General features: G+C 60.6%; 25 protein-coding genes. 11 read left to right on the forward strand and 14 right to left on the reverse strand.

The window, feature by feature from the left end; translation table 11 throughout:
- Window positions 1–19 precede the first annotated feature (19 nt).
- The 4 genes from folE (at window position 20) to L8K08_RS26480 (ending at window position 1,669) form a co-directional block, all read left to right on the forward strand.
- The gene (gene folE, locus L8K08_RS26465) at window positions 20–580 is read left to right on the forward strand and encodes a GTP cyclohydrolase I FolE (protein ID WP_145164314.1); all 561 of its coding nucleotides are present in this window, start codon (window positions 20–22) and stop codon (window positions 578–580) included.
- A gap of 2 nt (window positions 581–582) precedes the next feature.
- Window positions 583–954 carry a dihydroneopterin triphosphate 2'-epimerase gene (gene folX / locus L8K08_RS26470; protein WP_003194073.1) on the forward strand — a complete coding sequence of 124 codons (372 nt, stop codon included), beginning with the start codon at window positions 583–585 and terminating at the stop codon, window positions 952–954.
- 84 nt (window positions 955–1,038) lie between these two features.
- Window positions 1,039–1,335 carry a DUF1244 domain-containing protein gene (locus L8K08_RS26475; protein WP_242201113.1) on the forward strand — a complete coding sequence of 99 codons (297 nt, stop codon included), beginning with the start codon at window positions 1,039–1,041 and terminating at the stop codon, window positions 1,333–1,335.
- Window positions 1,328–1,669, forward strand: coding sequence for a HopJ type III effector protein (locus L8K08_RS26480; RefSeq protein WP_145164318.1), 342 nt, complete (start codon window positions 1,328–1,330; stop codon window positions 1,667–1,669). The genes L8K08_RS26475 and L8K08_RS26480 overlap by 8 nt, the downstream gene beginning before the upstream one ends.
- A 184-nt stretch (window positions 1,670–1,853) precedes the next feature.
- Here the strand turns inward: L8K08_RS26480 and trxB are convergent, their stop codons facing one another.
- Window positions 1,854–2,816: a thioredoxin-disulfide reductase gene (gene trxB / locus L8K08_RS26485; protein ID WP_010206474.1), complete on the reverse strand. Its 963-nt coding sequence runs from the start codon at window positions 2,814–2,816 to the stop codon at window positions 1,854–1,856.
- 292 nt (window positions 2,817–3,108) lie between these two features.
- Here trxB and cysZ point away from each other — a divergent pair, with 292 nt between their 5' ends.
- Both cysZ and L8K08_RS26495 read left to right on the forward strand, forming a co-directional pair.
- Entirely contained in the window at window positions 3,109–3,873 is a 765-nt protein-coding gene (cysZ, locus tag L8K08_RS26490; RefSeq protein ID WP_242201116.1) for a sulfate transporter CysZ, read from the forward strand.
- Window positions 3,874–3,927: 54 nt separating this feature from the next.
- Window positions 3,928–5,130 (forward strand): glycosyltransferase family 1 protein, encoded by a 1,203-nt coding sequence (locus L8K08_RS26495; RefSeq protein WP_119736716.1) that lies wholly within the window; start codon window positions 3,928–3,930, stop codon window positions 5,128–5,130.
- Here L8K08_RS26495 and L8K08_RS26500 read toward each other — a convergent pair.
- The 7 genes from L8K08_RS26500 to rplU form a co-directional block, all read right to left on the reverse strand.
- On the reverse strand, window positions 5,099–6,202 hold the full coding sequence (locus tag L8K08_RS26500; RefSeq protein WP_145164322.1) for an NADH:flavin oxidoreductase: 1,104 nt from the start codon (window positions 6,200–6,202) through the stop codon (window positions 5,099–5,101). The two genes, L8K08_RS26495 and L8K08_RS26500, sit on opposite strands and share 32 nt — an antisense overlap.
- Window positions 6,203–6,526: 324 nt before the next feature.
- Window positions 6,527–7,009: a glutathione peroxidase gene (locus L8K08_RS26505; protein ID WP_106578205.1), complete on the reverse strand. Its 483-nt coding sequence runs from the start codon at window positions 7,007–7,009 to the stop codon at window positions 6,527–6,529.
- A 101-nt stretch (window positions 7,010–7,110) separates the two neighbouring features.
- On the reverse strand, window positions 7,111–7,575 hold the full coding sequence (locus L8K08_RS26510) for a CreA family protein (RefSeq protein WP_145164324.1): 465 nt from the start codon (window positions 7,573–7,575) through the stop codon (window positions 7,111–7,113).
- A 16-nt stretch (window positions 7,576–7,591) separates the two neighbouring features.
- Complete coding sequence (proB, locus tag L8K08_RS26515) at window positions 7,592–8,710, reverse strand: glutamate 5-kinase (RefSeq protein WP_026013771.1); 1,119 nt, start codon at window positions 8,708–8,710, stop codon at window positions 7,592–7,594.
- Between the two features lie 137 nt (window positions 8,711–8,847).
- Entirely contained in the window at window positions 8,848–10,071 is a 1,224-nt protein-coding gene (gene cgtA, locus L8K08_RS26520; RefSeq protein ID WP_016976186.1) for an Obg family GTPase CgtA, read from the reverse strand.
- Window positions 10,072–10,264: 193 nt separating this feature from the next.
- Window positions 10,265–10,522 carry a 50S ribosomal protein L27 gene (gene rpmA, locus L8K08_RS26525; protein WP_003176049.1) on the reverse strand — a complete coding sequence of 86 codons (258 nt, stop codon included), beginning with the start codon at window positions 10,520–10,522 and terminating at the stop codon, window positions 10,265–10,267.
- A gap of 34 nt (window positions 10,523–10,556) precedes the next feature.
- Window positions 10,557–10,871 carry a 50S ribosomal protein L21 gene (rplU, locus tag L8K08_RS26530; protein ID WP_007950961.1) on the reverse strand — a complete coding sequence of 105 codons (315 nt, stop codon included), beginning with the start codon at window positions 10,869–10,871 and terminating at the stop codon, window positions 10,557–10,559.
- Between the two features lie 239 nt (window positions 10,872–11,110).
- On the opposite strand from rplU, the gene L8K08_RS26535 reads away from it, so the two are divergent.
- From L8K08_RS26535 to L8K08_RS26545, 3 genes are all read left to right on the forward strand, one after another.
- On the forward strand, window positions 11,111–12,079 hold the full coding sequence (locus L8K08_RS26535) for a polyprenyl synthetase family protein (protein WP_242201118.1): 969 nt from the start codon (window positions 11,111–11,113) through the stop codon (window positions 12,077–12,079).
- A gap of 204 nt (window positions 12,080–12,283) precedes the next feature.
- Window positions 12,284–12,625 (forward strand): zinc ribbon domain-containing protein YjdM, encoded by a 342-nt coding sequence (locus tag L8K08_RS26540; protein WP_017254008.1) that lies wholly within the window; start codon window positions 12,284–12,286, stop codon window positions 12,623–12,625.
- Window positions 12,626–12,785: 160 nt separating this feature from the next.
- A complete protein-coding gene (locus tag L8K08_RS26545) occupies window positions 12,786–13,043 on the forward strand; it encodes a hypothetical protein (RefSeq protein WP_145164332.1) in 258 nt (85 codons plus the stop codon).
- A 136-nt stretch (window positions 13,044–13,179) separates the two neighbouring features.
- Here the strand turns inward: L8K08_RS26545 and L8K08_RS26550 are convergent, their stop codons facing one another.
- Window positions 13,180–13,797, reverse strand: a complete 618-nt coding sequence (locus tag L8K08_RS26550; protein WP_106578202.1) for an FKBP-type peptidyl-prolyl cis-trans isomerase — start codon at window positions 13,795–13,797, stop codon at window positions 13,180–13,182.
- Window positions 13,798–14,087: 290 nt separating this feature from the next.
- Between L8K08_RS26550 and L8K08_RS26555 the strand changes: the two genes are divergently transcribed.
- A complete protein-coding gene (locus L8K08_RS26555; protein WP_242201121.1) occupies window positions 14,088–16,007 on the forward strand; it encodes a methyl-accepting chemotaxis protein in 1,920 nt (639 codons plus the stop codon).
- A 643-nt stretch (window positions 16,008–16,650) separates the two neighbouring features.
- On the opposite strand, the gene L8K08_RS26560 is transcribed toward L8K08_RS26555, so the two are convergent.
- From L8K08_RS26560 to L8K08_RS26575, 4 genes are read right to left on the reverse strand one after another with little or no spacing between them, the layout of a single operon-like run.
- Complete coding sequence (locus tag L8K08_RS26560) at window positions 16,651–17,019, reverse strand: glyoxalase superfamily protein (protein WP_242201123.1); 369 nt, start codon at window positions 17,017–17,019, stop codon at window positions 16,651–16,653.
- Between the two features lie 29 nt (window positions 17,020–17,048).
- The gene (locus L8K08_RS26565; RefSeq protein WP_242201125.1) at window positions 17,049–18,512 is read right to left on the reverse strand and encodes a D-aminoacylase; all 1,464 of its coding nucleotides are present in this window, start codon (window positions 18,510–18,512) and stop codon (window positions 17,049–17,051) included.
- A gap of 1 nt (window position 18,513) precedes the next feature.
- The gene (locus L8K08_RS26570; protein ID WP_119736703.1) at window positions 18,514–19,374 is read right to left on the reverse strand and encodes a MurR/RpiR family transcriptional regulator; all 861 of its coding nucleotides are present in this window, start codon (window positions 19,372–19,374) and stop codon (window positions 18,514–18,516) included.
- Window positions 19,375–19,399: 25 nt separating this feature from the next.
- On the reverse strand, window positions 19,400–20,749 hold the full coding sequence (locus tag L8K08_RS26575) for a gluconate:H+ symporter (RefSeq protein WP_242201127.1): 1,350 nt from the start codon (window positions 20,747–20,749) through the stop codon (window positions 19,400–19,402).
- 247 nt (window positions 20,750–20,996) lie between these two features.
- Here L8K08_RS26575 and L8K08_RS26580 point away from each other — a divergent pair, with 247 nt between their 5' ends.
- Window positions 20,997–21,389, forward strand: a complete 393-nt coding sequence (locus tag L8K08_RS26580; RefSeq protein WP_242201128.1) for a lysozyme inhibitor LprI family protein — start codon at window positions 20,997–20,999, stop codon at window positions 21,387–21,389.
- A 4-nt stretch (window positions 21,390–21,393) separates the two neighbouring features.
- On the opposite strand, the gene L8K08_RS26585 is transcribed toward L8K08_RS26580, so the two are convergent.
- Window positions 21,394–22,839: a SulP family inorganic anion transporter gene (locus L8K08_RS26585; RefSeq protein ID WP_242201130.1), complete on the reverse strand. Its 1,446-nt coding sequence runs from the start codon at window positions 22,837–22,839 to the stop codon at window positions 21,394–21,396.
- Window positions 22,840–23,007: the final 168 nt, after the last annotated feature.

A 23,007-nucleotide genomic window follows, 5' to 3' on the forward strand; every position in this document is an offset into this window, starting at 1 on the left:
CCGTTTGTGAGGATGTTGTATGACCTTGTCCCTGCCCCAACACTACCGCGAAATTCTCAAAGGCCTGGGCGAAGACCCGCAACGCGAAGGCTTGCTCGACACCCCCAAGCGCGCTGCCAAGGCCATGCAGTACTTGTGTCACGGCTACGAGCAGAACCTGGACGAAATCGTCAACGGTGCGCTGTTCGCGTCCGACAATGACGAGATGGTGATCCTTAAGGACATCGAGCTGTATTCGCTGTGCGAGCACCATTTGCTGCCCTTTATCGGCAAGGCCCATGTGGCCTATATTCCGACCGGCAAGGTGCTCGGGCTGTCGAAGCTGGCGCGCATTGTCGACATGTACGCCCGACGCCTGCAGATCCAGGAAAACCTCACGCGGCAAATCGCCGACGCGATTCAGCAGGTCACCCAAGCCGCCGGCGTGGCGGTGGTGATCGAAGCCAAGCACATGTGCATGATGATGCGCGGCGTGGAAAAACAGAATTCAACCATGAACACCTCGGTGATGCTCGGCGCGTTCCGCGAGTCGAACACCACGCGCATGGAGTTCCTGCAACTGATTGGACGGAGCAAGTAGCAATGCCACAACTTCAACCAGGCATGGCGCGCATCCGGGTCAAGGACCTGTGCCTGCGCACCTTTATCGGCATCAACGAGGACGAAATCCTCAACAAGCAGGACGTGCTGATCAACCTGACCATCCTGTATGCCGCCCAGGAAGCCGTGCGCGACAACGACATCGACCACGCGCTGAACTACCGCACCATCACCAAGGCCATCATCGCCCACGTCGAAGGCAACCGCTTCGCCCTGCTCGAGCGCCTGACCCAGGAGCTGCTGGACCTGGTGATGAGCAACGAGTCGGTGCTGTACGCCGAAGTCGAAGTGGACAAGCCTCACGCGCTGCGCTTTGCCGAGTCGGTGTCGATAACGCTGGCTGCAAGCCGTTAGCGGCAAGCGATAAGCTAAAGGCCGACCACACTCCAACTTGCAGCTTGAAGCTTGCCCGCTTGAAGCTGTCTCAAAGAGACCACCATGAACGATCAACAACGCCTCGAACTCGAAGCCGCCGCCTTCCGCCGGCTGGTGGCACACCTGGACAGCCGCAAGGATGTACAGAACATCGACCTGATGAACCTCTCGGGCTTCTGCCGTAACTGCTTGTCCAAGTGGTACAAGGCCGAGGCCGACGAGCGCCACATCGAGCTGAGCCTCGATGACGCCCGTGAAGTGGTGTACGGCATGCCGTACGCCGAGTGGAAAGCCCAATACCAGAAAGAAGCCAATGCCGAGCAACAGGCGGCATTTGCCCAAGGAAAAACCCATGACTGATTTGAACACCCTGCGCGCCAGCCTCAACAGCGGCGAACACGTTTTTGCCGACACCTTGGCTTTTGTCGCTGCCGGTTACGACTACCAGCCGCAAGCCTTCACCAATGGCAGCGTGGAAAACGCCGCCGGGCAGAACGAAGGGTCTTGCAAGACGCTGGGTTTGGCGCTGTTGGAAGGCTTGAGCGATCAGGAAGCGCTGCTGGCGTTTGGTGAGCATTACCGTTCGGTGGTGGCTACGCCGGAAGGCAGTGACCACGGCAATATTCGTGCGTTGATTGCGCACGGTTTGGCCGGTGTGACATTTGCCGCGCAGCCACTGAGCCGTAAATCCTGAGTCGAACATAGATCAAAAATGTGGGAGCGGGCTTGCTCGCGAAGACGGTAGATCAGTCAATACATTTACGGCCTGACACACCGCTTTCGCGAGCAAGCCCGCTCCCACATTTGAACGGCGGTGATCATCAAATCCCGCGCATAAAAAAACCGGCCTCGCAGCCGGTTTTTTCATTTCAACGGGTTTAGAACGAAGCGTCCTTCAAACCGTCGAGGTAACGCTCGGCGTCCAGGGCCGCCATACAGCCGGCGCCAGCCGAGGTGATGGCCTGGCGATAGACGTGGTCAGCCACGTCACCGGCAGCAAAAATGCCTTCGATGTTGGTCGCGGTGGCATTGCCTTCACGGCCGCCTTGCACCACCAGGTAACCGTCTTTGGCTTCGAGCACGCCTTCGAACAGCGAGGTGTTCGGAGTGTGGCCGATCGCGATGAACACGCCGTCGACTTTCAGCTCGTCGAAGCTGCCGTCGTTATTTTTCAGGCGAGCGCCGGTCACGCCCATGTTGTCGCCCAGGACTTCGTCCAGGGTGGCGTTGAGCTTGAGGATGATCTTGCCTTCAGCGACACGGGCGTGCAGCTTGTCGATCAGGATCTTCTCGGCGCGGAAGGTCTCGCGGCGGTGAACCAGGGTCACGGTGCTGGCGATGTTGGCCAGGTACAGCGCCTCTTCGACGGCGGTGTTGCCACCACCGACCACGGCAACAGGCTTGTTGCGGTAGAAGAAACCGTCGCAGGTCGCGCAGGCGGATACGCCTTTGCCCATGAACGCTTCTTCCGACGGCAGGCCCAAGTAACGGGCGCTGGCGCCAGTGGCGATGATCAGCGCGTCACAGGTGTACACACCGCTGTCGCCGGTCAGGCTGTAAGGCTTTTTCGAGAAGTCGACCTGGTTGATATGGTCGAAAACGATCTCGGTTTCAAAGCGCTCGGCGTGTTCTTTCATACGCTCCATCAGCACCGGGCCGGTCAGGCCATGGACGTCGCCCGGCCAGTTGTCGACTTCAGTGGTGGTGGTCAACTGACCGCCCGCCTGCATGCCGGTGATCAGCAGCGGCTTGAGGTTGGCCCGGGCAGCGTAAACGGCAGCGCTGTAACCGGCAGGGCCGGAACCGAGAATAATCACTCGCGAATGACGGGTATCAGACATGACTCACTCCTATCGACCGTCCGGACTACAGAACGGCTGGAATAAAAAAGGACCGCGAAGCACTTGGGGAAGGCTTGAACTCGCCGGTCCTGAAAAATAATGGGTGCAGCGTATCGAGGGGGGCAAGATTAAGGAAATACGGAATAACAATCCAGCTCATAGGTGGTCTCTATCCCTGCCACCCGATTAATCGACGCCATTGTGCTTAGATGTTACCTGTGATGTCGCTGCTTTCGCCCAAGATGCAAAGGCGGTAAGGTCGGCGCGTTTGTCATCCTGCTCGGAGTTCTCCATGCCCGCCCCTGCTCTTTCCGGCCCGCAATACCTGCGCGAAGGCCTCAAACTGGTATTGAGCCCAGGCCTGCGCCTGTTTGTAGTGCTGCCGCTGGCGATCAACCTGGTGCTGTTCGTCGGTTTGATCTACTTCGCCGGCCATCAGTTCAGCCTGTGGGTCGACACCTTGATGCCGACGCTGCCGGGCTGGTTGAGTTTCCTCAGTTACATCCTGTGGCCGCTGTTTGTGGTGCTGGTGGTGCTGATGGTGTTTTTCACCTTCACCATGCTGGCGAATATCATCGCGGCGCCCTTCAACGGCTTTCTCGCAGAGAAAGTTGAAGTGGTGGTGCGCGGCACCGACGACTTCCCGCCGTTCAGCTGGGGCGAACTGGTGGCGATGGTGCCCCGCACGCTGGCGCGGGAAATGCGCAAGCTGGGCTACTTCCTGCCACGCGCCATCGGCCTGTTTATCCTGTCATTCATTCCGGTGGTCAACCTGATCGCCGCGCCGTTGTGGCTGCTGTTCGGCGTGTGGATGATGGCGATCCAGTACATCGACTACCCGGCAGACAACCACAAGCTGGGCTGGAACGAGATGCTCGCCTGGCTGCGCCAGAAGCGCTGGCAGAGCATGACCTTCGGCGGCATCGTCTACCTGGTGCTGCTGGTGCCCGTGGTCAACCTGCTGATGATGCCAGCGGCGGTGGCCGGGGCCACGCTGTTCTGGGTGCGCGAGCAAGGCGCCGAGGCGATGGCAATGCAGAAAGTGACCCGGTCATAAATCCATCATGCCAATGACACAATGACGACATGGCCCACGGTGACACTGTGGGTCATGACGACAGCTTCGCTTCACATCACCCTGATCACCGAAACCTTCCCGCCAGAGATCAACGGGGTGGCCAATACCCTTGGCCGCCTGTGTGAAGGTTTGCGCGCGCGCGGCCATCAGGTCGAGTTGGTGCGCCCACGCCAGGGCAGCGATCAAAGCCGCCCCAGCGATGACGCGTTGTTGCTGTGCCGCGGCTGGCCGCTGCCGGGCTACCCCGGCCTGCAATGGGGCCAGTCGTCGATGCATAAGTTGCTGCGCCGCTGGACCCGTCAGCGCCCCGACGTGCTCTACATCGCCACCGAAGGCCCATTGGGCTTGTCGGCGTTGCGCGCAGCACGGCGCCTGGGCATCAGCGTGGTCAGTGGCTTTCACACCAACTTCCAGCAGTACTCGAACCAATACGGTTTGAGCCTGCTCAGCCGCATGGTCACGCACTATTTGCGCTGGTTCCATAACCGCTCGACGCTGACGCTGGTCCCCAGCACCAGTCAGCGCCTGGAGCTGGAGCGGCGGAATTTCGAGCGCCTGGGAATGTTGGCGCGCGGGGTCGACAGCCAGTTGTTCCACCCGGCGAAACGCGACCACGCGTTGCGGGAAAGTTGGGCATTGAACGCTGAACAGATCGCCGTGCTGCACGTAGGTCGACTGGCGCAGGAGAAAAACCTGGGGCTGCTCAAGCGCTGCTTTGAAACCTTGCAAGACACATATCCGTTGCGCCAGATGAAACTGATCATCGTCGGCGATGGCCCACAACGCACGATGCTGGAAAAGGAACTGCCGGAGGCGATTTTCTGCGGCACCCTGCGCGGTGAAGAACTGGCCCGGCATTACGCCTCAGGCGATGTGTTCCTGTTCCCCAGCCTCACTGAAACCTTCGGCAACGTGGTGCTGGAGGCGATGGCCTCGGGATTGGGGGTGGTGGCCTACGACCAGGCGGCCGCAACCCAGCATATCCGCCATGGCTACAACGGCGTGCTGGCGATGCCGGGGGATGAGGCTGCGTTTTGCGATGCCGCCAATTGGCTGCTGGAAGATGCAGAGAGCCTGCGCCGCATGCGCCTGAATGCTCGCCAACATGCGAGCCGCCAGGGCTGGCCGGCGATTATCGAACAGTTCGAACGCCAGTTACGCGGAGTGTGCAAGGACGGACACCCGGTGCCCGCCCTTTCGCCTCTTACACCAGGGTCGTCAACGCCTCACGACTGAACGGCAGGATGTCGCCCTCGCGCCCCTCGCGCACCTTCACCGCCCAATCCGGGTCCACCAGCAAGGCACGGCCCACAGCGACCAGGTCGAACTCGTCGTTGTTGAGGCGCTCCAGCAGCTTTTCCAGGCTGGCCGGCTGCGCGACCTTGTCGGTGTTGACCATAAACTGCAGGAACTCGCCGTCCAGGCCGACGCTGCCGACGGTGATTGTCGGTTTGCCGGTGAGCTGGCGGGTCCAGCCGGCCAGGTTGAGGTCGGAGCCTTCGAATTCCGGCTCCCAGAAACGACGGGTGGAGCAGTGGAAAATATCCACACCCGCGTCGGACAACGGCTTAAGGAACTCACCCAGCGCCTCGGGTGTTTGCACCAGGCGCGCAGTGTAGTCCTGCTGCTTCCACTGCGAGAAACGCAGGATGATCGGGAAGTCCGGGCCTACGGCGGCGCGGGTGGCCTGGATCAATTCGATGGCAAACCGCGAACGGTTGGCCAGACTGCCACCGTATTCGTCGGTGCGCTGGTTGGTGCCTTCCCAGAAGAACTGATCAACCAGGTAACCGTGGGCGCCGTGGATCTCTACGCCGTCCATGCCGATGCGCTGGGCATCCTTGGCGGCTTGGGCGAAGGCATTGATCACGTCCTGGATGTCCTGGGTGGTCATGCCGTGGACGACCACATTGCCGTCCTTGAGTTTTTCCATCGGCCCGTAGGCCGGTACGCTGGCGTCAGGCTCGGTGCCGATACGGCGCACGCTGCCCACGTGCCACAGTTGCGGCACGATCTTGCCGCCTTCGGCGTGTACGGCGTCGACCACTTCTTTCCAGCCGGCCAGCGCGGCCTCACCGTAAAAATGCGGAACGTTCGGGTAACCGTTGGAGGCCTGATGACCGACCACGGTGCCTTCGGTGATGATCAGGCCCACGCCGGCGGCAGCGCGGCGGCGGTAGTATTCGATGACCTTGGCATTGGGCACGCCACCCGGCGAAAACGAACGGGTCATGGGCGCCATGACCACGCGGGTCGACAGTTGCAGTGCACCGAGCTGGAAAGGTTTGAACAAGGCTTGGACAGGCATGGGAGCACTCCGCGGAAAAGGTATTTATGATGCGGATAATATGGGCAGTGCGCAGAGCCTGAAAGCACTATTGATTTGGGTGATTAAGGGGTAAAAGTCAGGAGGTGAATCACCACGAACCTGTGGCGAGCGGGCTTGACTCGGGTTGGGCGGCGCAGTGGCCCTGTTTGAAGCCAGCGCGGTTATCGGCTTAATGCGGTGTCGGTTTTGGGGCTGCTTCGCAACCCAACGCGGGGCAAGCCCGCTCGCCACAACAAGCTCGCTCGTCATTACAAGAGCGCTCGCTACAAGGAGCGCGCTTGCCGATAAAGCCTCTGGCAGCGTTCAGCTCAGGGCTTTTTCGATGGCCTGCACGATCGTCGGATCATCTGGCGCGGTACGCGGCGAGAATCGAGCCAGCACTCGGCCGTCCTTGCCGAGCAGGAACTTCTCGAAGTTCCAGGTGATATCCCCAGGAAACTCGGCGCCCTCGCCCGCCAGCAAGCGGTACAACTGGTGGCGATCGTGGCCGTTGACGTCGAGCTTGCTGCCCAGTGGGAAGGTCACGCCGTAGTTCACGTTGCAGAACGCCTGGATTTCTTCCTCGGTGCCCGGTTCCTGGCCTGCAAACTGGTTGCACGGCAGGCCCAATACGGTAAATCCCTGGCCCTTGTACTGCTGATAGAGGTTTTCCAACGCCGCGTATTGCGGGGTTAAGCCACATTTGGAGGCCACATTCACCACCAGCACAACTTGCCCCTTGAAGGGCGCCAGCGGTAGCTCTTGACCGTCCAAAGCTTTGAGTTTCAGGTCGTGGAAAGCACTCATGACGAACTCCAGATATCCCATGTTCTTCGCGTTGCGGCCGTTCGAGATTACAGACTGCAAGCCTGCAATCATAGACGCCGATTACAAAACTCGCCCGCCGGTTACTGAGCGGTCGGCCACGGCAAAATCGGAATCGCCGTGACTGCGTTTTGCGGGCTGCCTTCGATCAAACGGTCGCTGTAGACCAGGTAAACCAGGGTATTGCGCTTCTTGTCGAGGAAGCGCACCACCTGCATGGTCTTGAACACCAGCGAGGTGCGTTCCTTGAACACTTCGTCGCCATCCTTGAGCTCACCGTTGAAATGAATCGGGCCAACCTGGCGGCAGGCTATCGAGGCTTCGGCGCGGTCCTCGGCCAGGCCCAGGCCGCCTTTGACGCCGCCCGTCTTGGCGCGCGACAGGTAGCAGGTCACGCCATCAACCTTGGGATCATCAAACGCCTCGACCACGATCCGGTCGTTAGGCCCGACAAATTTGAACACCGTCGACACCTGGCCAATTTCTTCAGCCGAGGCCAGCAGCGGCAGAGCCAGCAACAGGCCGAGTACTCCGTTCATGACGCGCATCGTGTATTCCCTTTATTTAGACCAGGATCAGGTTATCGCGGTGAACCAGTTCGGGTTCGGCCATGTAACCTAATAGTCCGACAATCGCGTCAGACGATTGTCCAATGATTTTCTGCGCTTCAAGGGCGCTGTAGTTGGCCAGGCCACGGGCGATCTCACGACCGTCGGGCGCCACACACACCACCATCTCGCCACGGCGGAAGCTGCCCTGCACCAATTTGACGCCCACTGGCAGCAGGCTCTTGTTGCCTTGCGACAGCGCCGACACGGCACCATCGTCCAGCACCAGCGTGCCACGGGTTTGCAGGTGTCCGGCCAGCCACTGCTTGCGTGCCGCCAGCATGCCGCGTTCCGGCGACAGCAACGTGCCAATGCGCTCACCGGCCTTGAGACGGTCCAGCACACGCTCCAGGCGCCCGCCGACGATGATGGTATGCGCACCGGAACGCGCGGCCAGGCGTGCAGCACGCAGCTTGGTCTGCATGCCGCCACGGCCCAGGGCGCCGCCGACGCTGCCGGCCACGGCATCCAGCGCCGGGTCATCGGCGCGGGCTTCGTAGATCAGTTGGGCATCGGGGTTGTTGCGCGGGTCGGCGTCGAACATGCCGTCGCGGTCGGTGAGGATCACCAGCAGGTCGGCCTCCACCAGGTTGGCCACCAGCGCGGCCAGGGTGTCGTTGTCGCCGAAACGAATTTCGTCGGTGACCACCGTGTCATTCTCGTTGATCACCGGGATCACTTTGAGCTCGACCAGCGCGCGCAGGGTGCTACGGGCGTTGAGGTAGCGCTTGCGGTCGGACAGGTCGTCGTGGGTCAGCAGGATCTGCGCCGTGTGGCGGCCATGCTCGGCAAAGCTGGATTCCCAGGCTTGCACCAGGCCCATCTGGCCAATGGCAGCGGCGGCTTGCAGCTCGTGCATCGCGCTGGGTCGCGCGGTCCAGCCGAGGCGGCTCATGCCGGCGGCCACAGCCCCGGACGACACCAGCACCAACTCGACACCGGCCTCATGCAAGGCCACCATCTGCTCGACCCAGACGCTCATGGCTGCGCGATCCAGACCTTTGCCATCCGCCGTCAGCAGCGCACTTCCGATCTTTACGACCCAGCGCTGCGCACCTGTCACTTTGCTCCGCATCATCTTCAACCTTAGATTGAGGGCTGCGCGACCCAGCGCGGCCCATAACGTTATTCGTGACTACTTGAGTGACTGCTCGTATACCCAGATACCAAAACGCCGCTCGAGTGAGCGGCGCTTAAGTTTACTGCAACGAATCAGTCGCGCACGTAAATGATTTCCGGACCGTCTTCATCATCCACGTCTTCTTCGTCCCAATCATCGTCGCCGATGTCATGGACCGACTTCACGCCGCTGCGGCGCAGGGCACGCTGGTCATCCAGGGCTTGCAGCTGGGCACGGGCTTCGTCTTCGATCTGTTGATCGAGCTCGGCGAGTTCGGCCTTGAACACCGGGTCGGCCGCCAGGCGGTCGGCGCGGTCTTCCAGGTAGCGCATGATGTCGCGGGTCAGGCGTTCGGTGCCTTCTTTGGCGATGGCCGAGATCACGTAGACCGGACCTTCCCACTCCAGGCGATCGACGATTTCCTTGACGCGCTCTTCGTGCTCTTCTTCCAGGATCTGGTCGCACTTGTTGAGCACCAACCAACGATCGCGCTCGGCCAGGGCCGGGCTGAACTTGGTCAGTTCGCTGACGATCACTTCGGCGGCGTCCGGTGCGCTGGTGTCATCCAGCGGCGCCATGTCGACGAGGTGCAGCAGCAAACGGGTACGCGACAAGTGCTTGAGGAAGCGAATCCCCAGGCCGGCACCATCGGAAGCACCTTCGATCAAGCCTGGAATGTCGGCGATCACGAAGCTTTTCCAGCGGTCCACGCTGACCACGCCCAGGTTTGGCACCAGGGTGGTGAACGGGTAGTCGGCGACTTTCGGCTTGGCGGCCGAGACCGAGCGGATGAAGGTACTTTTGCCGGCATTCGGCAGGCCCAACAGGCCGACGTCAGCCAGTACTTTCATTTCCAGCTTGAGGTCACGCTGCTCGCCCGGCTTGCCCGGCGTGGTCTGGCGTGGTGCACGGTTGGTACTGGACTTGAATCGGGTGTTACCCAGACCGTGCCAGCCGCCCTGCACAACCATCAGTTTCTGGCCGGCCTTGGTCAGGTCGCCAATCACTTCCTGGGTGGCCGAGTCGATGATCGTGGTGCCGACCGGTACGCGCAGTACCAGGTCTTCGCCTTTTTTACCGGTGCAGTCGGTGCTGCCGCCGTTGGAGCCACGCTCGGCATCGAAGTGCCGGGTGTAACGGTAGTCGACCAGGGTGTTGAGGTTTTCGTCGGCCATCATGTAGATGGAACCGCCGTCACCGCCGTCACCACCGTTGGGGCCACCGTTTTCGATGAATTTTTCGCGACGGAAACTCATGCAACCGTTACCGCCGTCGCCTGCTTTTACTCGGATGGAAACTTCATCAACGAACTTCATAACAAAACGCCTCTCGTCGCATGGACGAGCTTAAGAAACCAAGACATAAGACTCTTGCAAAAATGAGCGCAGCGACCTCAAACAATGACCGCGTATCCAGCGCCTGAGCTCATTACAAACAGCTTTGCAAGAGACTCACTCCACAAACGAAAAAGCCCCGTCGCGAGACAGGGCTTTTCCAGCGATCGCGCAATTAAGCGGCGACAACGCTCACGTAACGGCGGTTGAAAGCGCCTTTTACTTCAAACTTGATCACGCCTTCGATTTTAGCGAAGAGGGTGTGATCTTTACCCATGCCAACACCGTAACCGGCGTGGAATTGGGTGCCGCGCTGACGCACGATGATGTTGCCCGGAATGATTTTCTGGCCGCCATACATCTTCACGCCAAGGCGTTTGGCTTCTGAGTCGCGACCGTTACGGGTACTACCACCAGCTTTTTTGTGTGCCATGAGTCAATTCTCCTAGTGAGGAATTAGGCTGAAATTAAGCCTGAATACCGGTGATTTTGATCTCGGTGTACCACTGGCGGTGGCCCATACGCTTCATGTGGTGCTTACGACGACGGAACTTGATGATGCGGACTTTATCGTGACGACCTTGGGAGATCACTTCAGCCACAACGGTAGCGCCAGCAACAACTGGAGCGCCGATGTTCACGTCATCGCCATTGGCGACCAACAGAACGCGATCAAAGGTAACGGATTCGCCAGTGGCGACTTCCAGTTTTTCGATCTTCAGGTATTCACCTGGGGCGACCTTGTATTGCTTGCCACCAGTAACAATTACTGCGTACGACATGGTATTTCTCCGATAATCCTGCTCACCCAGCGCTTTATAAGAAGAGGTATTGGCTGGCATGGCTGCATGGGATGGACGTCCCGAATGCAATTGCGTAAGGCAGGTGCTGCCCAGGAAGTTCAGGGTGCGCGATTGTACGCAAGGCAACGGAGCGTTGCAAGAGGCCGTCTATCGCGCCTTGACACCCGGGGGTGAGGGTCCTAGCATGCCGCGCAACCCTTCTGGAGCGACTGTCGCTGATGCAACCCCAAGCTTTCTACCGCGCGGTCGCGGACGATTTTAGCGCCGTCGACGGCATCATCAAGCAGCAGCTGACTTCTAAAGTGCCGCTGGTTTCCAAAATTGGCGACTACATTACGTCGGCGGGCGGCAAACGCCTGCGTCCTTTATTAGTGTTGCTGTGTGGCAAGGCCCTGGGCCGCGAAGGCGATGAACTGCGCCTGCTGGCCGCCACCATCGAATTCCTGCACACCGCCACCCTGCTGCATGACGACGTAGTCGACATGTCCGGCATGCGCCGTGGCCGTGAGACCGCCAATGCCATGTGGGGCAACGCCCCCAGCGTGTTGGTCGGCGATTTTCTGTACTCGCGCTCGTTCGAAATGATGGTCGAACTGGGCTCGATGCCGGTGATGAAGATTCTTTCACAAGCCACGCGAATCATCGCCGAAGGCGAAGTGTTGCAGCTGTCGAAGATCCGCGACGCCAGCACCACCGAAGAAACCTACATGGAAGTAATCCGCGGCAAAACCGCGATGCTCTTCGAAGCCTCCACCCACAGTGCTGCCGCCCTGTGCGGCGCCACTGCCGAACAGGCCGAAGCCCTGCGCACCTTTGGTGATCACCTGGGCGTGGCGTTCCAGTTGGTGGACGACCTGCTCGACTACAAGGGCGACGCCGAAACCCTGGGCAAGAACGTCGGTGACGACCTGGCCGAGGGCAAGCCGACCTTGCCGCTGATCTACACCATGCGCGAAGGCACGCCGGAACAGGCCGCCCTGGTGCGCAAGGCGATCCAGAAAGGCGGGATCGAAGACCTGGAGGCCATCCGCGCAGCTGTGGAAGCCTCGGGCTCTCTGGAGTACACCGCGCAACTGGCGCGTGACTACGTCGCCCGCGCCATCAAGTGCCTTGAAGCTCTGCCTGCCAGCGAATACCGGGACGCCCTGGTCGAGCTGAGTGAATTCGCGGTCGCCCGTACGCACTGACGACGATTGATGCAGTGGGCTTGTGTGGGAGCGGGCTTGCTCGCGAATGCGGTGGATCTGTGAGAAATATCTAGCTGATCCGCCGCCTTCGCGAGCAAGCCCGCTCCCACATCTAGATCCCATTGCCAACCCACTATCCCGCTCGCGCTTCAAATCCCTATATAATGTGCGACTTTAGCCATTCCTGACTTTCAAGGAGCTTTAGTGAGCACGTTGCCACCCTGCCCGAAATGCAATTCCGAATACACCTACGAAGATGGCGCCCAGCTGATCTGCCCGGAATGCGCCCATGAGTGGTCCGCCAATGGCGAGGCCGAAGCAGCCGGTGATGAAACCGTGAAGAAAGACTCTGTAGGCAACGTCCTGCAAGACGGCGACACCATTACCGTGATCAAAGACCTCAAGGTCAAAGGCACTTCCCTGGTGGTCAAGGTGGGCACCAAGGTCAAGAACATCCGCCTGTGCGACGGCGATCACGATATCGATTGCAAGATCGACGGCATCGGCCCGATGAAACTCAAGTCCGAGTTTGTGCGCAAAGTCTGAATCTGCTGCCTCCATCCCGCGCCCGCCGCGGGATGGCGTTTCGCCCTCTGCGTTGATCACGCGCAATATCCACACAGAAAAACCAGGAAACCGCCAATAGGCACTTGCTATTCTACGAATAAGAATTATTCTCATTGAAACTCATCAAGGAGAACGACTCATGACTTATTTGATAGATGCCTGGCTGGACCGCCCACACCCATACCTGCGAATCCTGCATCGGGAAACCGGTGAAGTCTGTGCAGTGCTGGAAGAAGAAGCGCTGAATGAACTGCAGGACCAGGGCGACCTTGACGTGAATGGCCTGAGTTCCAGTGAACCTGGGGTGCTGAAGGAAGTGGTGCGTAATCTGTTTCTGTTCTGCTATGCCCGAGCGTTGCGCCCGACGACTGAGGTCAATGGCAAGTTCCATCCATGAGCGAGCCAACACACAGGCCCTATGTGGGAGCTGGCTTGCCTGCGATAGCCTCAACTCGGTAAGGCGTCAGACCGAGTCGTCTGCATCGCGGGCAAGCCCGGCCCCCACATAAAGCCGATGCCAGTGCTATCAGGCCTTACAGAACGTCGAGCAGCTCGACGTCGAACACCAGAACGCTGTGCGGCGGGATGCTGCCAACGCCTTGAGCGCCGTAAGCCAGTTCGCTCGGCACGTACAGACGCCATTTGCTGCCGGCATTCATCAGTTGCAGGGCTTCGGTCCAGCCGGCGATCACGCCGCCAACCGGGAATTCTGCAGGCTGGCCGCGCTCGTAGGAGCTGTCGAACACAGTGCCGTCGATCAGGGTGCCGTGGTAGTGAGTACGCACTTGGTCTTCACGGGTCGGCTTGGCGCCTGTACCGGCAGTCAGTACTTCAAACTGCAGGCCGGAAGCCAGGGTAGTGATGCCATCACGCTTGGCATTTTCAGCCAGGAACGCCAGGCCAGCGCCAGCCGCGGCTTCAGCCTTGGCAGCCGCTTCGGCTTGCATGATTTCACGGATAACTTTGAAGCTGGCCGCCATTTGCTCTTGATCAACGCGGCTTGGCTTGCCGGCGAACGCGTCGGTCAGGCCAGCCAAGATGGCGTCGATGCTCACGCCCGGTGGCGGGTTGTCGCGCAGTTGGTCGCCCAACTGACGGCCGATACCGTAGCTGACGCGGGTTTCGTCGGTGGACAGATTAACTTCGGACATGAAGAGGCTCCGCTGTAGGGCCATTACGAAAAACGCTGTTTTGCGTGGCGGCCCTGAACTAAAAGGGCCAGCAGACTAGCACACAAGACCCGCCGGTGATGAGCCCCCCGTCCCCGGCCTCTGAGGGCCGGCAGGGAATCGATTGCTCTACGGCGATGGCGACCCTTTGTCGCACCCGGATTAAAAACATTTCAGAATCCCCCGCCTGCGCCGATACAGCCCTACACACTTTGGCTGGCTCAAACAACAACACCGTCCAGCAGACACACATCATTCTTGCGGAGCATTCGATGAATAGCTGGTTCGGCAACATCAGCGTCAACCTCAAACTCGGCCTGGGCTTCGGCCTGGTGCTGGTCCTCACGTCAATCCTGGCACTGACCGGTTGGACCAGCCTGGGCGGCCTGATCGACCGCAGCAACTGGATGAGCGACATCACCCAGCTCAATGCCTCGCTGACCAAGCTGCGCATCGTGCGCCTGCAATACATGCTGGCCAACGGCGACGAAGCCGTGGCACAGAACGTACAGACCAGTCTCGACGCCTTCGCCGCCCAGCAACAGAAACTGCTGGACAGCTTCAAGAGCCCGGAAAACCTCAAGCTGCTCAACGAGCAGAAAGCCGTCATCACCGCGTACCAGCAGTCCCTGAACAAAATGCGCGAGGCCTACCGTAACGGTAACGCCGCGCGCCAGGTCATGGGCGACAAGGCCGACATCGCCAACACCCAGATCGACGCGCTGGAAACCAGTGTGCAGCAGATGCCCGACAGTCCGGAGCGCTTCACCCAGTACCAGGCCGTCACGCGCGCCAAGGAAGAGTTCCAGTTGAGCCGCTATGAAGTGCGCGGCTACACCTACAATCCCAGCGCAGAGACCGAAGCCCGCGCCGCCGCACAGATTGAAAAAGCCATCAGTGGTTTGAAAAATCTCAGCGCCGCACTCGGCGCCAGCCAACAAAGCGCGTTGACCTCGCTGGAAACCGCGCTCGGCGCCTATCGCAGCGCCGTGCAAAGTTACAAGGCGGCCAACGCCAACATCGTCAGTGCCCGTGCGGAAATGACCACCCAAGGCGCCGATATCGTCACCATCAGCGACAAGCTGTACGACATTCAACTGAATCGCCGTGACGCCGAAAGTACCCAGGCCCGCAGCCTGCAACTGATCAGCACCTTGCTGGCCCTGCTGGTCGGCATCATTGCGGCACTGGTGATTACCCGTCAGATCACTCGCCCGATCCAGGACACCCTGGCCGTGGTGGAGCGCATCGCTTCCGGCGACCTGAGCCACAACATCCAGGTGACCCGTCGTGACGAGTTGGGCGTATTGCAACAAGGCATCCAGCGCATGGGCACCACACTGCGTGAATTAATCAGCGGTATTCGCGATGGCGTGACCCAGATCGCCAGCGCCGCCGAAGAACTGTCGGCCGTAACCGAGCAGACCAGTGCTGGCGTCAACAGCCAGAAGATCGAGACCGATCAAGTCGCCACGGCGATGCACGAAATGACGGCCACCGTGCAGGAAGTCGCACGCAACGCCGAGCAAGCCTCGCTGGCCGCCGCCGACGCCGACGGCCAAGCCCGCGCGGGCGACAAAGTGGTGGCCGAGGCCATCGCCCAGATCGAACGCCTCGCTGCTGAAGTGGCACGCTCCACCGACGCGATGACGCACCTGCAGCAAGAGAGCAACAAGATCGGCAGCGTAATGGACGTGATCAAGGCCGTGGCCGAGCAAACCAACCTGCTGGCACTCAACGCCGCGATTGAAGCAGCGCGTGCCGGTGAAGCCGGTCGCGGCTTTGCCGTGGTCGCCGACGAAGTGCGTGGCCTGGCCCAGCGCACACAAAAATCCACCGAAGAAATCGAAGGCCTGGTCGCCGGCCTGCAGAACGGCACTCAGCAAGTGGCCACCGTGATGAACAACAGCCGCAGCCTCACCGACAGCAGCGTTGAGCTGACGCGCAAAGCGGGTGTGTCGCTGGAAAACATCACGCGCACGGTGTCGAACATCCAGTCGATGAACCAGCAGATTGCAGCCGCGGCCGAGCAGCAAAGCGCCGTGGCCGAAGAGATCAGCCGCAGCATTGTGAACGTGCGTGATGTATCCGAGCAGACCGCAACGGCGAGCGACGAGACGGCCAAGTCGAGCGTAGAACTGGCGCGTCTGGGCAGCCAATTGCAGCAGATGGTCAGCCACTTCCGGGTTTAAAAAACCAAAAAACCGCCTCGGCCGAAACCGAGGCGGCTCCACTTCTCAGACCTTACAGGTCATCGAAGCTGTCCCGCAGGAATGTCCACACGTGATAAACACGCAGGGCACTCACTACGAGGTTCCACGTACGTCGTGCAAACTTAGACATACTCGGCCCTCCAAGCGTTGGGCCTTACCTCCAGCGCACTTACCGGAACACGTGAGCCTTTGGACGCGGGTCAATGCGTCCTTTGAGGTGGCCGGGCTAGTGGTCCTTCCGCATCAATCCGGCACGGATTACTAGCCCGTGGCGGTCGGTCCAGAATTCGCGCGCATACCCGGCTCACCTGAAAAGCGACAAACGCAGAACGAGGAAGAGCCTAACCAACATTCCTGCCGGAGGTGTGTCCAACAGTGGTCAAACATCCAGCATTTATCGATAGATTCATTGCAAGCTTTTGCGATCAAATCTGTCCAGGGACAAAGCCCGAACAGCGCTCCCTGCCAACCATCCTTTCCGTCTTGCGTGACGATGTGACTGGCAGGTAGTATCCACCCGCGGGTCGATGCGTCCTTTGAGACAGCAACCCCAGCCACTCACTGGGTTTGCAATAAAAAACCGCCCTACTAAGGCGGTTTTTTATTGCCTGCAATTGCCCTGTCAGCCCTCGCCTTCCTCGACAAACACCAGCCGATTACCAAACGGATCGCCGATGCTCATCTCCCGCGAGCCCCACGGCGTTTCTTCAACGCCAGGCTTGGCATACCGATAATCCTTGGCCAGCAATTGCTGCTGATACGCGTCCACGCCTTGCGCCTGAATCCGCACCGCTGACCCCGGCGACGCATCGCCATGATGCTCGGACAAATGCAGCACGCACTCACCCAACGACACCTGCAGATACAACGGGAAATTCGCTTCGAAGCGATGCTGCCAGTCGACCGTGAACCCGAGGAAGTCGACGTAGAATTCCAACGCTTTGACTTCGTCGAATATCCGCAGAATGGGGGTGACTTTTCCTAAGTGCATGACGACAGCTCCGTGTATGAAAGCGCCCACTATAGAGTCGAAAACCCACCACGCAAATCCCCATTGCGCGCCAAAAACCGCCCTGGCCGCTGACCATTGGCCTGCCCCTCGCTGTAGCTCAACACACCATTGATCCACACGCCGTCAATGCCTTCAGCCGCGCGTTGTGGCGCCTTGAAGTCCGCCACGTCGCGCACCCGCAATGGGTCGAACAACACCAGGTCAGCCCAATACCCTTGACGAATTTCCCCACGCTCGGCCAAGCCAAAGCGCGCCGCCGACAGCCCGGTCATCTTGTGCACCGCCGTGTGCAGCGGGAACAACCCCACATCGCGGCTGAAATGCCCCAACACCCGTGGAAACGCGCCCCACAAGCGTGGATGCGGGAACGGGTCTTCCGGCAAGCCATCAGAGCCCACCATCGACAGCGGATGCGCGAGGATGCGTCGTACATCCTCCTCATCCATTCCGTAGTACACCGCCCCCGCCGGTTGCAGGCGACGTGCTGCGTCCAGCAGCGAAACGTCCCACTCGGCGGCAATATCCTGCAAGTCGCGCCCGCCGACTTCCGGGTGCGGCGTCGACCAGGTGATGGTGATGCGAAACGCATCGGTGACCTGCTTGAGGTCCAGGGTCGAAGAGCTGGCCGCATAGGGATAACAATCACAGCCCACCGGGTGGGTTTTTGCAGCCAGTTCCAGCGACGCCAACAGCTGCGGACTGCGCCCCCAGTTGCCCGCACCGGCGCACTTGAGGTGGGAAATAATCACCGGTGCCTTGCCGTGTCGGCCGATCAAAAACGCTTCGTCCATCGCCTCCAGCACGGGCTCGAACTCGCTGCGCAAATGCGTGGTGTACACCGCACCAAACGCCGTCAGTTCTTCACTGAGTTGCAGCACTTCATCGGTCTGGGCATTAAACGCGCTGGCGTAGGCCAGGCCTGTGGATAAACCCAGCGCGCCAGCCTCAAGACTTGCTCGCAACTGCACACGCATGGCACCGATTTCATCCGGCGTGGCGGTGCGGTGCAGGTCGTCCATATGGTTGCTGCGCAGCGCCGTATGGCCGATAAACGCCGCGACGTTGACCGCCGGATGAGCGCTTTCTACAGCAGCGCGGTAATCGGCAAACCGCGGGTAAGCGAACGCCTCACGCGTGCCCAGCAGGTTCATCGGGTCCGGCGGATCACTACGTAAACTCACCGGCGAGGCGCTGATGCCGCAGTTGCCGACAATCACCGTGGTCACGCCTTGGCTGAGTTTGGGCAGCATCTGCGGATGGCGGATCACCACCGTGTCGTCGTGGGTGTGCACGTCAATAAACCCCGGCGCCAGAACACGACCCTGCGCCTCGATCTCATGCTCGGCCTGCGCAGTCGCCAGGTCGCCGATTGTCTCGATACGCCCGTCACGCAGCCCTACATCGGCGACATAACCTGGTGTGTTGCTGCCATCAATGATCAGCGCCTGGCGAATCAGCGTGTCGTACTTCATATCAATCTCCAAGCGGCAGGCTATCGGGGCCGCCGCGATAATCGTCCAGGGCCAGCTTGATCCGGCGCAGGCGCTCCTGGTTCTCGTCCGGCATGACCAGCGCCAGCTCGGTGGCGAGCAGGTCGATGGCCAACAGCATTCCGTAGCGCGCCGCGGTGGGCTTGTAGATAAAACTGGTTTCGGCCGGCTGCAGCGGCAACAACACGTCCGCCAGCTGCGCCAGCGGTGAATCGGCCAAGGTGATGGCGACGATGGGCGCATCGTAATTGCGCGCCAGCCTCACCACGTCCAACAACTCGGGCGTGAGGCCAGAGAGCGAACACACGATCAGCGCCTGCTCAGGGCCCAAGGTCGCGGCGGTGACGCGCATCATCACCGGGTCGCGGCAAGCGGCAATCGGGTAACCCAGGCGCACCAGTCGCACTTGCAACTCTTCACTGCACAGGCTCGACGGACCGCCCATACCGAATGCGTGAATCATCCGCGCCTTGCCCAACAGGCTGACGGCATCGACAAAACTCGCCTGGTTGAACCCCGACAGATGCTGACGCAAGGTCAATTCGATATCGCCGAGAATCTGCCGATGAAACGCCGACTGCTCCGGCAACCCCGCCGGGTCCAGGAAGCGACTGCCCACCCCGCTGGCCTGGGCCAGTTGCAAGCGTAAATCGCGCAAGTCGCGGCAGCCGACGCTGCGGGCAAACCGCGACAAGGTCGCTGTGCTGACTTCGGCGCGTTGGGACAACTCCTCCAGGCTGGCCGACGCGGCAAAGCCCACGTCATCGAGCATCAGCTTGGCGATACGTCCTTCGCCGGCGCTGAAGGAGTCCTGGCGGGCGCGGATCTGGTAGAGGATGTCCATCGGGGCTCCGGATTACAAATGAGGCTCATAAAACAAGCGACAGGCCGTAAGTCAGACCGAACGCGACCACCGAGATCAACGTCTCCAGCACGGTCCAGGTCTTGAAGGTCTGGATCACCGTCATATTGAAGTATTCCTTGATCAGCCAGAAGCCGCCGTCGTTGACGTGGGAAAAGATCACCGAACCCGCGCCAGTCGCCAGCACCAGCAACTCAGGGTGTGGATAACCCAGGCCCATGGCGACGGGCGCGACCACACCGGAGGCCGTGGTCATGGCCACGGTGGCCGAGCCGGTGGCGATGCGCATCAGCGCAGCAAACAACCAGCCCATCACCAGCGGCGACAGATGGAAGGCGTGGGCCAGGCCGAGAATTTCATTGGTGACGCCCGCGTCCACCAAAATGCGATTCAAGCCACCACCGGCGCCCACCAGCAAGGTAATGCTGGCGGTCGGTGCCAGGCATTCATTGGTGAACTTGAGGATCGCCTCGCGGTTGAAACCCTGGGCCAGGCCCAAGGTCCAGAAGCTCACCAACGTCGCGACCAACAGCGCGATCACCGAGTTGCCGATAAACAGCAGGAACTGGTTAAAGCCAGTGCCGGGTGTAGAAATCACATTGGCCCAGCCGCCGATCATCATCAGCACCACCGGCAACAGGATGGTGCCCATGGTCAGGGTAAAGCTCGGCAGACGGGTGCGCGGCTCGCGCTCGATAAACTGGCGTTCCAGCGGGTTCTGCGCCGGCAGGTGAATACGCGGCACGATGAACTTGGCGTACAACGGGCCAGCAATAATTGCCGTGGGGATACCGATCAGAATCGCATACAGCACGGTCTGCCCAACCGAGGCGTTATACGCCAGCACCGCCATCATCGCCGCCGGGTGCGGCGGCACCAGCGCATGCACCACCGACAAACCGGCGACCATCGGCAAGCCGACCATCAGAATCGACACGCCAACTCGCCGCGCCACGGTAAAGGCAATCGGCACCAGCAACACAAAACCGACCTCGAAAAACAGCGGCAGCCCCACCAGGAAGGCAATACACACCATCGCCCAGTGCGCATTGCGCTCGCCGAAACGGTTGATCAGCGTACGCGCCACCTGCTCGGCGCCGCCGGACTCGGCCATCATCTTGCCGAGCATGGTGCCCAGCGCCACCACCAGGGCAATGTGCCCCAGGGTTTTACCCACGCCCGCCTCGTACGAGCCCATGATGGTGTCCGCCGGCATGCCGGCCATCAGCGCCAGGCCAATGGACACCAAGGTGATGACGATAAACGGGTTGAGTCGGTAACGTGCGATCAGCACGATCAATGCAATGATGGCGATGGCAGCGTATGCCAACAGCCCCAAGCCCAGTGGTGCGGCCATGCGGTACTCCTTGGAAAGGGTCACGTCGAATTGGTTGTGAAACTCATAAATCATTCCTCGATTAAATTTTCAATTTCTATGAAAGTAATTTTCGCCCACGGATAAGTGCTGTCGCTTGGGGACATGCCCAGCGCCAGCCAATGAAAATCCGAGGGGTGTTCTTACATGAAGTTTTTGCCGTGCCGAAACTCAACCGTAAGGGCCGAGTCTGAGAGGGCAGCCCTACCGTCGATCAGGAATCCCGACAATGAATCGCAAGACCCTGCTTGTTCCTTTCGCCGCCAGCGCGCTGTTGCTGGCGTTCTGCAGCAGCGCCTCGGCCGCCGAGAATGCGGCGCTGAAAAAATGCATGGACAGCGCCAACACCACCGTCGACATGGTCAATTGCAACGTCAAGGAAACCAAGGTTCAGGACGACCGCCTGAACAAAGCCTATAAAACCGCCCTGGCCGCCCAGGAAGGCGACCGCCAGCAGCAGCTGCAGGACGTGCAGCGCCTGTGGCTCAAATACCGTGACGCCAATTGCGCCTTCGCAGGCTCAGCCACCGGCGGCACCATCGACCAGGTCAACGGCTCCGGCTGCGTGCTGGACATGACCCAGACCCGCGCCCAGGAACTCGAAGACCTGGTCGGGCCGTGATCAGTTACTCATGATGAACGCGCGCACGCTTTAACAGCTTCTTGCAGCGCTCGGACAAATGCAGCACCCGCAGATGTTTGCCGGCCTTGCTGTAGCGCTCTCGCAAGGTCATCAGCGCAGCAATCGCCGAGTAGTCGACAAAGCTCAGGTGACGGCAATCCAGCGTTACCTGAGCCGGGTCGTTGGCCGGGTCGAACTGGTTCAAGAAGGGCGTCGTCGAGGCAAAGAACAAGGTCCCGTGCAGGCGATAGAGCTTGCTGCCGTCGGCTTCCAGATGCTCATCGGCATACAACTCACGCGCCTGTTGCCAGGCGAAGTTCAGCGCCGCAATCACGATGCCGCAGAGCACGGCGGTGGCCAGGTCGGTGAAGACGGTGATTACCGTCACCGCCAGGATCACCAGCACATCGTTGAACGGCACCTTGTTGATCACCCGCAGCGACGCCCACGCGAAGGTTTGCTGGGACACCACGAACATCACGCCCACCAGCGCCGCCAGCGGAATACGCTCGATCAGCGGCGACAGAAACAGAATGAACAACAGGATCATCACCCCGGCAAACACCCCGGAGAAACGCCCGCGCCCGCCGGAGCTGAGGTTGATCACGGTTTGCCCGATCATCGCGCAACCGCCCATGCCGCCGAACAGGCCGCTGACCATATTCGCCGCGCCCAGGGCCACGCTTTCGCGGTCGGGGTAGCCACGGGTTTCGGTGATTTCGTCGGTGAGGTTCAGGGTCAGCAGGGTTTCCAGCAGGCCGACCATCGCCATCAGGAACGCATAGGGCGCGATGATGCCGAGGGTTTCCAGGGTCCAGGGGATTTGCGGCAAGGCGAAGGTCGGCAAGCCACCGGCGATGTGCGCCATGTCGCCCAGCGTGCGGGTCGGCAGGCCGAGCAGGTATACCGCCAGGCCGACGCCGAGGATCGCGACCAAGGCAGGCGGCACGGCGCGGGTCAGGCGCGGCAGCAGGTAGACAATCGCCATGGTCACGGCGACCAAGCCCGTCATCACATACAACGGCGTGCCGCTGAGCCAGCGCTCACCGCTTTTGAAATGCTCCAGTTGCGCCAGCGCGATGATGATCGCCAGGCCGTTGACGAAGCCGAGCATCACCGAATGCGGCACCATGCGCACCAACTTGCCCAGGCGCAGCAGGCCGAACGCGACCATGATCAGCCCGCCCAACAGCACCGTCGCCAGCAAGTACTCAACACCGTGCTGCACCACCAGCGCGACGATCACCACCGCCATCGAACCGGCCGCCCCCGAGACCATGCCGGGCCGGCCGCCGAACAGCGCAGTGAGGGTGCAAATGATGAAGGCGCCGTAGAGCCCCATCAGCGGGTTGAGGTGGGCGACCAAGGCAAAGGCGATGCATTCGGGCAGCAGCGCAAAGGACGTGGTGAGGCCGGCCAGGGCATCGGCGCGCAGACGAGTGAGGTTCATGAGGTACCAGGGCGTTGCGGGGAATAAGGCGGGGAATGGTACGGAATTGCAGGGAGTGGGGCCAGTAAAGCGTAACAACAAATGACCGAGGCGCCTTCATCGCAGGCAAGCCAGCTCCCACATTGACCGAGTCATTCAAGCAACACTCGGTCAATGTGGGAGCCGGGC

Source organism: Pseudomonas sp. TREG-RG-20F-10-E-6-01, assembly GCF_022662455.1.
GTDB lineage: Bacteria > Pseudomonadota > Gammaproteobacteria > Pseudomonadales > Pseudomonadaceae > Aquipseudomonas.

Excerpts from the sequence above, each read along its gene's own strand:
- proB (WP_026013771.1), bottom strand. The coding sequence starts at position 8,710 with ATGCGGAGCAAAGTGACAGGTGCGCAGCGCTGGGTCGTAAAGATCGGA.
- L8K08_RS26535 (WP_242201118.1), top strand. The coding sequence starts at position 11,111 with ATGCAACCCCAAGCTTTCTACCGCGCGGTCGCGGACGATTTTAGCGCC.
- L8K08_RS26495 (WP_119736716.1), top strand. The coding sequence starts at position 3,928 with ATGACGACAGCTTCGCTTCACATCACCCTGATCACCGAAACCTTCCCG.
- trxB (WP_010206474.1), bottom strand. The coding sequence starts at position 2,816 with ATGTCTGATACCCGTCATTCGCGAGTGATTATTCTCGGTTCCGGCCCT.
- rpmA (WP_003176049.1), bottom strand. The coding sequence starts at position 10,522 with ATGGCACACAAAAAAGCTGGTGGTAGTACCCGTAACGGTCGCGACTCA.
- L8K08_RS26480 (WP_145164318.1), top strand. The coding sequence starts at position 1,328 with ATGACTGATTTGAACACCCTGCGCGCCAGCCTCAACAGCGGCGAACAC.
- L8K08_RS26585 (WP_242201130.1), bottom strand. The coding sequence starts at position 22,839 with ATGAACCTCACTCGTCTGCGCGCCGATGCCCTGGCCGGCCTCACCACG.
- cgtA (WP_016976186.1), bottom strand. The coding sequence starts at position 10,071 with ATGAAGTTCGTTGATGAAGTTTCCATCCGAGTAAAAGCAGGCGACGGC.
- L8K08_RS26510 (WP_145164324.1), bottom strand. The coding sequence starts at position 7,575 with ATGCGCGTCATGAACGGAGTACTCGGCCTGTTGCTGGCTCTGCCGCTG.
- folX (WP_003194073.1), top strand. The coding sequence starts at position 583 with ATGCCACAACTTCAACCAGGCATGGCGCGCATCCGGGTCAAGGACCTG.
- L8K08_RS26580 (WP_242201128.1), top strand. The coding sequence starts at position 20,997 with ATGAATCGCAAGACCCTGCTTGTTCCTTTCGCCGCCAGCGCGCTGTTG.
- L8K08_RS26575 (WP_242201127.1), bottom strand. The coding sequence starts at position 20,749 with ATGGCCGCACCACTGGGCTTGGGGCTGTTGGCATACGCTGCCATCGCC.
- L8K08_RS26555 (WP_242201121.1), top strand. The coding sequence starts at position 14,088 with ATGAATAGCTGGTTCGGCAACATCAGCGTCAACCTCAAACTCGGCCTG.
- L8K08_RS26500 (WP_145164322.1), bottom strand. The coding sequence starts at position 6,202 with ATGCCTGTCCAAGCCTTGTTCAAACCTTTCCAGCTCGGTGCACTGCAA.
- folE (WP_145164314.1), top strand. The coding sequence starts at position 20 with ATGACCTTGTCCCTGCCCCAACACTACCGCGAAATTCTCAAAGGCCTG.
- L8K08_RS26560 (WP_242201123.1), bottom strand. The coding sequence starts at position 17,019 with ATGCACTTAGGAAAAGTCACCCCCATTCTGCGGATATTCGACGAAGTC.
- rplU (WP_007950961.1), bottom strand. The coding sequence starts at position 10,871 with ATGTCGTACGCAGTAATTGTTACTGGTGGCAAGCAATACAAGGTCGCC.
- L8K08_RS26565 (WP_242201125.1), bottom strand. The coding sequence starts at position 18,512 with ATGAAGTACGACACGCTGATTCGCCAGGCGCTGATCATTGATGGCAGC.
- L8K08_RS26570 (WP_119736703.1), bottom strand. The coding sequence starts at position 19,374 with ATGGACATCCTCTACCAGATCCGCGCCCGCCAGGACTCCTTCAGCGCC.
- L8K08_RS26475 (WP_242201113.1), top strand. The coding sequence starts at position 1,039 with ATGAACGATCAACAACGCCTCGAACTCGAAGCCGCCGCCTTCCGCCGG.
- cysZ (WP_242201116.1), top strand. The coding sequence starts at position 3,109 with ATGCCCGCCCCTGCTCTTTCCGGCCCGCAATACCTGCGCGAAGGCCTC.
- L8K08_RS26550 (WP_106578202.1), bottom strand. The coding sequence starts at position 13,797 with ATGTCCGAAGTTAATCTGTCCACCGACGAAACCCGCGTCAGCTACGGT.
- L8K08_RS26545 (WP_145164332.1), top strand. The coding sequence starts at position 12,786 with ATGACTTATTTGATAGATGCCTGGCTGGACCGCCCACACCCATACCTG.
- L8K08_RS26505 (WP_106578205.1), bottom strand. The coding sequence starts at position 7,009 with ATGAGTGCTTTCCACGACCTGAAACTCAAAGCTTTGGACGGTCAAGAG.